The following is an 11,388-nucleotide window of genomic DNA, read 5'->3' as shown; positions in this document are numbered from 1 at the left end:
TTATGAATATGCAAGATCATACAAATGAAACGGTTGATTCACCCCGTAAAGGGCAACGCAAAAAAAGCTTAACGATTTTGCTGGTCGTCATTCTGATTGCAGCCATCGGCGGAGGATTTTATTACACGCACTATGTGGTTGGTCATCAGGAGACCGAAGATGCTTATGTGAAAGGTAACTTGGTCCAAATCACACCGGAGATTAGCGGCACCGTCACACAGATAGTCGCTGAAGATGGCGACTATGTGAAACAAGGGCAGGTATTAGTTCGTCTCGATAATGCTGATGCGAAGTTAGCATTCGAAAATGCAACGGCAAATCTCGCTCAGACGGTGCGTAAAGTTCGTGGCTTATTCAATAATGTTCAACAAGCCGAAGCAGTTGTCGCAGAAAGAAAAATTGCCTTGAATAAGGCAAAAACAGACTTTGACCGACGTAAAAATATGGTAGCAGTCGGTGGCCTGTCTCAGGAAGAACTCAGTCATGCGCAAGATATGATGAACTCGGCGGAGAAGGCCTTAGCCGTCGCAGACCAGCAACTCAAGTCTCAGCAAGCCATGATCCACAATACCACCGTCGAGACCCACCCTTTGGTCAAAACGGCCATTGCGAAAGTCAAACAAACCTATCTCGAGAAACAACGGACTCAGTTAGTCGCCCCGGTGTCGGGTTACATTGCCCGGCGCAATGTACAAGTCGGGCAACGGATCAATCAAAGCTCGATCCTGATGGCTGTCGTCCCCTTAGAGAGCGTGTGGGTTGATGCCAATTTCAAAGAAACTCAGTTGACGGACATGCGTATCGGTCAGCCAGTTATCCTCACATCCGATCTATACGGTGATGATGTGGTATTTCACGGCACTATCGAAAGTCTGGGCATCGGAACAGGCAGCGCTTTTTCTATTCTGCCGGCCCAGAATGCAACCGGTAACTGGATCAAAGTGGTACAACGCCTCCCTGTTCGTATCCAATTTGATAAACAAGATGTGCAAAAACACCCACTCAGAATTGGTTTATCAATGATGGTTAATGTCGATGTTTCAGATACAAGTGGGCAGTTACTCTCACAGAGCTCACCTAAAACGCCACGTTATCAGACCAACGTTTATAACCAAACGCTCAAAGGTGTCGAACCGTTGATCGATCAGATCATTACCGAAAATGATATTGCGACCAAACAATTCATAGCGAAATCAGTAAGCAGGTGACGAGATGAGTCAATCGCAAGAATTTCAGCCCGCCAATATGGCGCTGTGTGTCTTAGCAATCTCGCTGGGTGTATTCATGCAAGTTCTGGATACGACCATTGCTAACGTCTCACTGCCAACCATTGCCGGCAATATGGGCGTCAGTCTCAATCAGGGAACATGGGTCATCACGTCATTCACGGTCAGTAATGCGATCGGTTTGCCGATTACGGCTTGGTTGAGCCGTCGTATCGGTGAAGTTCATCTTTATGTCGGTGCTCTCATTGCTTTCAGCATCACATCATTTCTTTGTGGTATCTCCCAGAGCATGGGAGAACTGGTTGTATTCCGCACGCTACAAGGACTTGCTGCTGCCCCATTATTTCCGATGAGTCAGGTTTTGCTGATGTCGATTTTCCCGAAAGACAAGCGAAGTATGGCGCTGGCTCTCATCGGTATGGTGGCAGTGGTCGGGCCGATTGTCGGGCCGATTCTCGGTGGCTGGCTCACCTATGACTATAGCTGGCCTTGGATTTTCTTCATTAACATTCCCATTGGGATATTCTCGGTCATGGTGATCCTCAGTCAGTTGAAAGAGCGTCCTCATCAACCGATGAAAACAAAACTGGATGTTGTCGGCTTAATGACCATGGCTCTAGGGATTGGCGCCTTGCAAATTGTGCTCGATAAAGGCAATGATTTAGACTGGTTCGCCAATAACTGGATTATCGGCGGGACGATTTTCTCAGTCATCATGTTGGTGTTTATGGTGATTTGGGAATTAACCGATGAAAATCCGATCATTAATTTGCGTCTATTCGCGAATCGCAATTTCTGTATAGGGACGATCATCCTGACGTTGGGATTCGCCGGCTTTTTCAGTATCAACCTGATCTTGCCGCAGTGGTTACAAAGTCAAATGAATTACACCGCGCTCTGGGCAGGGCTAGCAGCGGCACCGATGGGCATTATCCCACTATTTATGACCCCGCTCCTTGGCCGTTTTGGGAGCCATCTCGATATGCGAAAACTCGCGTCGTTATCATTTGTCGTGATTGGCCTGAGTTGTTATGCACGTGCCAAATTTAACAGCGATGTGGACTTTACCACCATTGCATCGGTACAGTTATTTATGGGTATTGGTATTGCACTGTTCTTTATGCCAATGACGACGATTTTGCTCTCTGACCTCAATGGTCCTGAAATTGCGGATGCGACATCACTCTCGACATTTATCCGCACGATCGGTGCCAGTTTTGCATCATCACTTACCAGTTGGATTTGGTCGAGAAATGCCGGTGTGCACCATTCAATCATGGCTGAGCAAATCTCACCATATAACCCACAAGTTGCCCCTGCTTTGCAACATGGGGATACATTGAGCTCCCTGACGCAGTGGAACGGCATCATCACGTCTCAGTCATTTATGATGTCCACCATCAATCTCTTTTCCATTCTGACGATTCTCTTTGCCGTCTTAGTCCCACTGATATTCTTGACCCGTAAAGCCGTGAGAACGGCATAATGCGTGATCAGCGGTCACGAGTGTCAGACAGGTTTCAGCTTCCCTTGACCGGGAAGCTGATCTGCACCTTGAGCCCGCCATCTGAACGGTTATGCATGGAAACACGCCCTTGATGCTGACTGACAATTCGTTTGACGATCGCTAACCCGAGCCCGGACCCTTCGCTACCTCGTGCTGAATCACCGCGGGTAAACGGTTCAAACACTTTCCCCATCTGCTCTTCCATGATGCCGGGACCATTATCTTCCACACAGATCCATACTAATCGGTTGTCCGCTGTCATGCCGGAGCTCACTTTGATCCAACCTTGCCCATAACGGCGGGCATTCACAATCAAGTTCGTCAGTGCTCGCTTTATTGCAATGGCATGACCCAATGCGGGTTTCAGTCCTGTCGCTAATTCTGTTTCAACCGCGACCGACCGCTCTCCGGATCGGACAACCTCCAGAATTAAGTCGTTGATCGCAACGGGCTGGAAAGTCTGAGCATTCACGGGTTTGAGATAGTCCATGAACTGGCTAATAATTTCATTACACTCTTCTGTATCACTGATAATCCCTTCAGCCAGATAGCTATCATCGGCAGACATCATCTCAGTCGCCAAGCGAATGCGCGTCAGAGGGGTGCGTAAATCATGACTAATCCCGGCCATCAGTAATGCCCGGTCCTCTCCCAGTGCCTGAATGCCTTGCGCCATCTGATTGAAAGCATAGGTCACCGAACGAATTTCAGAAGAACCTTTCTCATCAAGCGGTGGGGGGATCTCCCCTTTCCCCACAGCCTTTGCAGCTTTTTCCAGCCGGATCAGCGGGCGGTTTTGCCAACGGATAAATAACCAGCCCCCAAATAGAATGAAGCAAGCCATCATGAGGCTATTCCAAAACAGCGGTAAAAAATCTTCTTCTTGTAATTCCGAGAGTGGTATTCGCAGCAGTACATCCGGTAATGCATCGATTTTCATCCACAGCACGTAACTCTTTTTCCCGAGACTCATCCGAACATCGGTCGGAGAACCGAGTTCCTCGCTCATCTGTTCACTCATCAGATCAATCGATGTGGCTTGCTGATATGCGGCACTTGCCTGACTATGTAGCGGATGAATCGTCACGCCCAACTTCTCCAGCACCTGTCGGCGCATCGGGGCATCCAATGGGATATCATGATGCTCATCCATCGTGTCATCCAGCATCAGATGAATTTCATGACTTAAAATCTTGTTAAACTGCTGCAAACTGGGCAGTAACGCGTAGTGAAAAACGGCGTAATAAGAGTAGAGCTGATTGGCAACCAGTAAGACGAGAAAAAGTAAAATGGTTTGGCTAAAAGCGCTGCGGGCACGCATCATGGAACTCCTGAATCATTGGGTCGCCTAAATCAATGACTCCCCAATGTAAACGATCGCGTTGGGTGGGTTAATTGAGCTGACCATCTGGCACAAAAACATAGCCTAATCCCCAAACGGTCTGAATATAACGGGGTTTCGCCGGATCGACTTCCAGCATTCGACGCAAACGAGAAATTTGCACATCGATAGAACGCTCCATCGCGGAATATTCCCGTCCTCTTGCCATATTCATCAGCTTATCTCGTGACATCGGTTCACGCGGATTCGATACCAAGACTTTCAGAACCGCAAATTCACCAGAAGTCAGTGGCATCACCTCATTCCCGCGGAACATCTCCCGGGTTCCGAGATTGAGCCGGAACTCACCAAATTCAATGAGGGTTTCTTCGGCACTCGGAGCTCCGGGCAGTTCATTCACCTGACGGCGTAACACAGCTTTGATCCGCGCCAGTAATTCCCGGGGATTGAAAGGTTTGGGCAGGTAATCATCTGCACCTTGTTCAAGGCCGGTGATCCGATCCTCTTCATCCCCTTTTGCCGTCAACATCAAAATAGGTAATTGATTCTTTGACTGGCGTAAGCGGTGACAGATAGATAAACCGTCTTCCCCGGGTAACATCAGATCCAGAACCATGAGATGAAAATTCTCACGAGCCAACAACCGATCCATTTGCTCACTATTGGCAACACTTCGGACATGGTAGCCTTGATCGGTCAGATAACGCTCCAGCAACGAACGGAGCCGGGCATCATCATCAACCACTAAAATCTTTTCACTTTCCTGCACGCATCACCTCTGTTCATCTGATACGAATTCTCTGATTTTAATGTATCACCATTTCCCGACAAAGAACGAAAAGAATTGTTAACGTTTATGTCTTATCGACACACCAAACCACACAACCGATACGCATCATATTTCCATCCCCCGAAGAGTCCAGTACACTAAACCACAAAGACTAAGCACGAAAAATAGGTATGTTGTGAGTGAGGCCAAGTTTAAACAGATAGCCCAGACGATCATCTCCAGAATCACAGAAGGCTATTATCCACCCAATTCGAAACTGCCCCCTCACCGGGTGCTGGCCGATGAGCTCAATACAACACCGGTGACGGTTGCGAAGGCTTACAAGCTACTGGTTGAACAAAATCGTGTCGAATCTTTTGTCGGCCGGGGGACCTTCGTCTGTGGTGAATCACAGTTATCTCGGGTCATTCATGCCTCGGAGGATGAAACTGAATTCAACTTTTCGATTCTTCAGCCCTGTCTGAGCCATAACATCATTGCCCTGCAAGATGGGTTTCAAAAAGCAGCAACCCGAATCACACCTCAATTAATCGGCTATGCCGAATATTCGGGCCACCAGCAGCACAGACAAGTTGGTGTTGAATGGGCAGCCCGCTACGGCCTCAGCGGAGGAACCCTCGAAAATACGCTGTTGACCGATGGCGCTCAGAATGCACTGGCCCTGTTAATTGAGGCCCTGACCAAACCGGGAGATACCATTGCAATTGAGTCTCTGACTTATCCGGGGATCCTCGCCATCGCCAGTCTGATGAGACGTGAAGTGATCGGGATCGAGATGGATGCTCACGGTATCACGCCCGATGGCTTACAACACGTACTACAAACCGCAAAGCCGAAAGTGGTTATCGTGGTACCTTCACACCAGAACCCCACCGGTGTCAGCATGCCTGCGGCACGACGAGAAATCATTGCACAACTGATTCGCGATTCGCACACTTGGCTGATTGAAGATGATATCTATGGGTTTCTCAACCCTGCGCCGATTCCTGCCATTTGTAACTGGCTTCCAGAGCAAGGATTCCACGTAACAAGTTTATCCAAAGCAATTAGTCCGGCATTACGGTGCGGGTTTATCAAAGTACCGGATGCGCAAATCAGCACAATAAATGCCCATATCCGCGCGAATATTTGGCTTTCTTCGCCCTTTAATTATCAAGTTGCTGCCGAGTTAGTATCGTCCGGAATGGCTTTTGAACTGGCTCAACGACAACAACAACTCGCCCAACAACGCCAGCAGATCGCTCAGGAAATTCTCACCCCAGAGACACCACACCAACATGGCTATCATATCTGGCTGAAACTACCGCCGCACTGGCAGCCAGAACGCTTTGTCTTAGAAGCCGCAAAGCGGCATCTTTTAGTCAGTAGCGGCAGCTATTTTGCCGTCTACCAGCCAACCAACCATATCCGCTTGTCGCTGATGTCGATTAACTCAGAAGCGCGTTTTCGAGAGGGGCTACACCAATTAAAGGACCTAATAGATACGTGTACGACAAGCACGCTCCCCTTTCAGGTCTGAAATCGGTGAATTGATACTCTATATACCATTATCCACAACCTTCTTTTGTTTCATAAAAAATAAAACATCATGTTATAAAAATAATTCTATAAAATATAAAGCCACTATTTTATATGTTAATTCACACCTTGAATCATTCGACTGTTTTTCAAGCACTTATGACTACTTTTTAATCATAATGTCGATTACTTTTTAAACACAACACGTTCCATTGACCAACAACACATCACCGTGCCACATCGGTGATGATTCTGTTGGCTTCCAACCAGAAGTCTTCATCTAAATTTGTTGTTGATGGCGTGCCCCAATCGATATAAACAGAGAAGGATTTTCGAACGATGCGACATACTAAAACCATCGGTTCTCATTTTGTAGGACTACTTTTTACAACCATATTGCCTCTCGGATTACCTCAGTCAGCAATCGCAGCACCTGTCCCGAACGGCACCATTTCACCGATTATTGATGTGAATTCAGGCTTATGCTTGGGAGTCAGAGGTTCATCGAACAGTGCCGGTGCTCAGTTACAGATTCAGAACTGTAGCGGGTCTGACTACCAAAAATGGCAGGTCAGCCTTGATGCATCAAACTGGGCCACGCTCAAAAACATGGGCAGTGGTCAGTGTATTGATGTCACCAATAATTCAGCCGAACCAGCAACCAACTTGCAACAGTGGGGCTGTAGTGGTGCCGAAAATCAGTCTTGGAATATCAGTGCTCAAGGCAATGGCCAGTATGCGATTATTTCTAAATACAGCGGATTGGCAGTCGATGTTTATGGCGCGCGAAAAGCGAATGGCTCACGGGTCGTCCAATACACATGGACCGGCGCGGATAATCAGCGCTGGACATTTCCTTCATCCTCATCGTCTTCCGGCTCAACCAATACCACCAATACACCATTTGGTTTCGCCACTGGCACAACCGGTGGTGCCGGCGGTCAGGTGGTGACAGTCTCAACACCAAGCCAGCTTGAAAATGCGATTCGTGGCAATACTCCCAGAATTATCCGAGTCAATGGGATCATTGATTTTCGCGGGAACAGAACGACATCAGCCGGCTGTACCTATTCTGAAAACAACTGTCGCTATAATGGCAAACAAGAAAAAATTCTCGCCCGTTTAGGCTACTGTGATGGCCGTAGCACCTATAACATTACCTACGATGCAGCCGGAACAGAACCAATGCGCGTGGGTTCAAACAAAACGATTATCGGCATCGGCTCTCGCTCCGGAATTAAAGGCAAAGGCTTTTATCTCCGCGATGGTGTCTCTAACATTATCATCCGTAACCTATCGATCACGGATATCAATGATGGACTGGTGTGGGGCGGTGATGCCATATCACTCGATAATGCCAGCCGAATCTGGGTTGACCACAATTATATCGCTCGTATCGGACGTCAGATGATTGTAACCGGCTGGGGAACCGCCAAACAGGTCACGATCTCAAACAACTACTTAGATGGCACGACCGATTATGGACACTATTGCAATGCCAAACATTACTGGACCATGCTGCTGATTGCCGAAAATCAGACGATTACGATGGCAAACAACCGCATCCGAAATTCATCCGGAAGAGCGCCCAAAGTGGACGGTGGCATTGTGCATATGGTAAACAATTACTTTGATGGTAACTATGCCGGCGGATTACATGGCGACAGTGCCTATATGGTTATGGAAGGAAACTACTACACACGCGGCAATAACTTTTCTCCCATTAGTTCTGTCAAATCCGGCACACTCTTCGCGCCGCTCAGTTCGACACTCGGACAAGCAAACTCAAGTTGTTTCAATGTACTTGGTCGTGCCTGTGTTGAAAACTATGATGAGAACGGGCAACGCAACTTTGCCATCAGTGGTAACGTCATGAATGCTGTCAGTTCGAATGGTCGCTGGCGCTCTGGCCTTCAGGCGACAAAACCCGTCAGTACATCAACGGTCCGTAGCTTTAACTTCGGTCCGCAGGGCAATATCAATTAAGTGAATGTGTATTGCAGCAGGCGGAGTACATCCGCCTGTTTGCTCACATGAATGAGAAGATGAAAATAAAGAACTGCCGCTGACGTATAGGATTAAACTCTCTGCACGAACAGCCCAGAGACTCTGTTTTTTTAAAGACGCTGTTTTTTAAAGACTCAAGCTTTAAAGACTCAAGCTTTAAAGGCTAAGATTTCAAAGACTAAGGTTTTTCAATCAGGTTCGGCCGGGAAATGCACTCATGTTCATCATCATCAAGCATGAGTAACTCTTGAATATAGACTCGGCCATTGCGGATTTTCCCCAGAAAAGCCAGATAATTATCCAGACTGGAAAGCCGTTGAATCACAAAGCTAGGGAGCGTCTTATTAAACTCGACTTTTTCGTATTCCCGCCCGCTACAAGTTTCAAACGTCTCACCGTTCCAAACGCCCTGAATAAGCATTTGATCTTGTTTGTCCTGCTTTTTGACCGTCTCAACAATTGCTTCAGCTTGAGATTTATAATGTTCCAGTGTTTCTGAAGTTAACGGAAAGACTTTATGATTAACCCGATATTGTTGATACACCGCATCCCCGTTTTTATCAAAACGGACATGGACCTGAAAAGGCACCATTTCTTGTTCCCCTGCGGTACCAGAGACTTGTTCACCTTCACGGACAAGTTCTTTTAAGACACTATTTTCCCAGCGATAGCTGGTTCGATACCAACCATCATGACGGGACTGAATATAGTCATCGGCGGCATAAGGGTGGTTAGATTCTTCGGTATACCAATACAGACTCGTCGCATCGCCCATCCGCTCACCACCGGAATAGGTTTCTAATGGTACAGACATCGATTGCTGAGAGGAGGAACAGCCGAGCATGAGCCCGGAAAGGAGACAGGAAATAACTAATTTTTTCATAAAAAACTACGCCAAGAACACAAAACTGCCTTGGCGTAGAGTATAAATTAATTTACTGATTCTTTCAGCGCTTTTCCGGAAACAAATGCAGGAACGTTTGCTGCTGCGATTTGGATTTCATCACCAGTTTTTGGATTACGGCCAGTGCGTGCAGCACGATGATTGACTTTAAATGTACCAAAACCAATTAGTTGAACTTGGTCACCTGATTTCAGTGCCTCTTCAACTGCACCTAGAGTCGCTTCTAGAGCAGACTTTGCTTGCGCCTTAGAGAGATCTGCTTTTTCTGCAATAAAGTCGATTAATTGGGTCTTGTTCATTCGGTTTCCCTTCTAATATGTTATCGAACCTGACCAACTCTAAAGCATAAAGCCCCCGTCTGGCAAAGGTTTGTCGATGTTCTTTTGCTTATTTGATGAAAATTTAGCTATAAACTGAGCAACAACTCACAATTTTCATTGTCTGGTGATGACATTTTACTGTTGAAATCGGCATAACAAGCCCGCCCAATCAGGTCTGACAACTGTTCTGCCTGATATTTCAGCCGGAAAATTTACTTACATTGCCAACAATTGATGAACCCGGTTTCTTATACAAGGAACCGCATCACTTTCAAACCATGGATGTTTTTTCAACCATAATGTGTTCCTTGGCGAAGGGTGCGGTAACGGGACAGCATCAGGAAGCCAGTGAGACCAGTTTCGAACCGTGTCAGTCAGCGTTTTGGGTTTATTCGGCAAATAGTAGTTTTGGGCGTACTGACCAATAAGCAATGTCAACGCAATATTGGGTAACTCATCCAAAACACGCTGATGCCACTGTGGCGCACATTCCTTGCGTGGTGGCAGATCACCGGAACGCCCCTTACCCGGATAGCACAGTCCCATCGGCATAATGGCGATTTGCCGCTCATCATAGAATGTATCCCGATCAATGTTCAGCCAAGCTCTGAGTCGATCACCGCTCGGATCATTCCACGGAATAGACGTCTGATGAACCCGAATGCCGGGTGCTTGCCCGACAATGAGAACCCGGGCATCACGATGGGCACGAATGACCGGGTTCGCACCGAATGGCAAATCAGGTTCACAAAGCCGACACTGGCTGATTTGTTGTAACACGATATCTAACATTCGTCACCTACACTCACATCAGTAACCTTTATTAAAATCAACAATATATTTTAAATCTTTTCCTTGCATCCAGCGCACCAAATTGTCGATAAAAACATCGACAATTTGTTCAGGGAAACTGATTGCCGCAATATGGGGGGTCAGGGTAATTTGTGGATGTGACCAAAAAGAATGAGACGAATGAAGAGGTTCGGTAACGAAAACATCCAAAAATGCATGTTGTATTGCACCGGATTCCAGCGCTGCAAACAAGTCCGCCTCTTTCAAGGTATTCCCCCGCCCGACATTAAATAATAGCGCCTGACGACAATTTTTCAGCATCTCCAGATTCAGCAATGATTCCGTCGCCTGAGTATTCGGTAAAGTGCTGACCACCGCATCAGCCAACGCCAACGCCTTCTCAAGATCATCGATCGCATAGACGTCATGAAACAGACTTTGTTCAGGTTGCCTGCCCGTTCGGTTAACACCAATCACGATCAGCCCCATATGACGAGCAGCCTGAGCAAGAAAAGTCGCAATATTACCAGTCCCGAGAATCACCATCGTCTTCCCGGTCAGGCGTTCATACGGATGTGGTAGCCAAGACTGCTGCTGTTGCTGCTGGCGATAGCAGTTAAAATGTCGATAGTGTGCAATCATATAGCCGAGTACATATTCAGCAATTGCCTGACCAAAAATCCCTTTCACATTCGTCAGTCGGTAGTCCTGCCGTCCGCCCGATTGAACGAGCGAATCAACGCCGGCAAATGTTGACTGTAACCAGCGAAGCGCAGGAAAGTCATCGATCACTGTGGCAGCCAACGGTGGTGCTGCCAGTAAAATCGTTGCTTCCTGTGGCTGTTGCGTTAACCGTAGTTCTGGTATTTGTTTTGCCTCAATCAGAGGACGGTATGTCTCATCCTGCCCGGTCAGCAGATAAAGATGGTGTGTCATACGCTCGTTCACTGCCTTGTGATCATTTCAAGTGATTCATCATACA

9 protein-coding genes and 1 pseudogene are annotated in these 11,388 nt (G+C 47.2%); 4 read left to right on the top strand and 6 right to left on the bottom strand.

Annotated elements, in window-relative coordinates; all coding sequences use genetic code 11:
* Positions 1–8 precede the first annotated feature (8 nt).
* Positions 9–1,208, top strand: a complete 1,200-nt coding sequence (locus OCU60_RS01190) for an HlyD family secretion protein (protein ID WP_083602602.1) — start codon at positions 9–11, stop codon at positions 1,206–1,208.
* Positions 1,209–1,212: 4 nt separating this feature from the next.
* Positions 1,213–2,712, top strand: coding sequence for a DHA2 family efflux MFS transporter permease subunit (locus OCU60_RS01185; RefSeq protein ID WP_074372245.1), 1,500 nt, complete (start codon positions 1,213–1,215; stop codon positions 2,710–2,712).
* A 34-nt stretch (positions 2,713–2,746) separates the two neighbouring features.
* On the opposite strand, the gene envZ is transcribed toward OCU60_RS01185, so the two are convergent.
* Both envZ and ompR read right to left on the bottom strand, forming a co-directional pair.
* Positions 2,747–4,054 carry a two-component system sensor histidine kinase EnvZ gene (gene envZ, locus OCU60_RS01180; protein WP_074372246.1) on the bottom strand — a complete coding sequence of 436 codons (1,308 nt, stop codon included), beginning with the start codon at positions 4,052–4,054 and terminating at the stop codon, positions 2,747–2,749.
* A 70-nt stretch (positions 4,055–4,124) separates the two neighbouring features.
* Complete coding sequence (gene ompR, locus OCU60_RS01175) at positions 4,125–4,844, bottom strand: osmolarity response regulator transcription factor OmpR (RefSeq protein ID WP_074372247.1); 720 nt, start codon at positions 4,842–4,844, stop codon at positions 4,125–4,127.
* A 196-nt stretch (positions 4,845–5,040) separates the two neighbouring features.
* Here ompR and OCU60_RS01170 point away from each other — a divergent pair, with 196 nt between their 5' ends.
* Together OCU60_RS01170 and OCU60_RS01165 are read left to right on the top strand one after the other, a co-directional pair.
* Positions 5,041–6,384: an aminotransferase-like domain-containing protein gene (locus OCU60_RS01170; protein WP_074372248.1), complete on the top strand. Its 1,344-nt coding sequence runs from the start codon at positions 5,041–5,043 to the stop codon at positions 6,382–6,384.
* A 338-nt stretch (positions 6,385–6,722) separates the two neighbouring features.
* Positions 6,723–8,066, top strand: a pseudogene (locus tag OCU60_RS01165) (RICIN domain-containing protein); the annotation flags it as partial.
* Between the two features lie 502 nt (positions 8,067–8,568).
* Here OCU60_RS01165 and OCU60_RS01160 read toward each other — a convergent pair.
* The 4 genes from OCU60_RS01160 to OCU60_RS01145 form a co-directional block, all read right to left on the bottom strand.
* Positions 8,569–9,273 carry a DUF1481 domain-containing protein gene (locus OCU60_RS01160; RefSeq protein WP_074372250.1) on the bottom strand — a complete coding sequence of 235 codons (705 nt, stop codon included), beginning with the start codon at positions 9,271–9,273 and terminating at the stop codon, positions 8,569–8,571.
* A 47-nt stretch (positions 9,274–9,320) separates the two neighbouring features.
* Positions 9,321–9,593, bottom strand: a complete 273-nt coding sequence (gene hupA / locus OCU60_RS01155; protein WP_074372251.1) for a nucleoid-associated protein HU-alpha — start codon at positions 9,591–9,593, stop codon at positions 9,321–9,323.
* A 237-nt stretch (positions 9,594–9,830) separates the two neighbouring features.
* Complete coding sequence (locus OCU60_RS01150) at positions 9,831–10,406, bottom strand: uracil-DNA glycosylase family protein (RefSeq protein WP_074372252.1); 576 nt, start codon at positions 10,404–10,406, stop codon at positions 9,831–9,833.
* An 18-nt stretch (positions 10,407–10,424) separates the two neighbouring features.
* Positions 10,425–11,342, bottom strand: a complete 918-nt coding sequence (locus OCU60_RS01145; protein ID WP_074372253.1) for a D-2-hydroxyacid dehydrogenase — start codon at positions 11,340–11,342, stop codon at positions 10,425–10,427.
* Positions 11,343–11,388 lie beyond the last annotated feature (46 nt).

It is taken from the genome of Vibrio spartinae, assembly GCF_024347135.1.
Classification (GTDB): Bacteria; Pseudomonadota; Gammaproteobacteria; order Enterobacterales; family Vibrionaceae; genus Vibrio; species Vibrio spartinae.
This window is presented reverse-complemented; position numbering and strand designations above follow the sequence as displayed.